The organism is Pseudoalteromonas luteoviolacea, assembly GCF_001696455.1.
In the GTDB taxonomy this organism is placed as follows: Bacteria; Pseudomonadota; Gammaproteobacteria; order Enterobacterales; family Alteromonadaceae; genus Pseudoalteromonas; species Pseudoalteromonas luteoviolacea_C.
In genome coordinates, this window is the sequence record NZ_MAUJ01000076.1 from 1 (window position 1) to 233 (window position 233).

Sequence of the window (233 nt, forward strand, 5' to 3'; positions counted from 1 at the left end):
GGGCTAATCCGATTTCGCTCGCCGCTACTTTCGGAATCTCGGTTGATTTCTTTTCCTCGGGGTACTTAGATGTTTCAGTTCTCCCGGTTTGCCTCTTACAGCTATGTATTCACTGTAAGATACCGCTATGCGGTGGGTTTCCCCATTCGGAAATCTAAGTCTCAAGTGCCTCTTACTGGCTTGACTTAGCTTATCGCAAGTTAGTACGTCCTTCATCGCCTCCAACTGCCAAG

Annotated in this window: 1 rRNA gene; it reads right to left on the reverse strand. The window is 48.1% G+C overall.

The features are described 5' to 3' along the window. Positions 1-233, reverse strand: a 23S ribosomal RNA gene (locus A7985_RS25570); the annotation flags it as partial.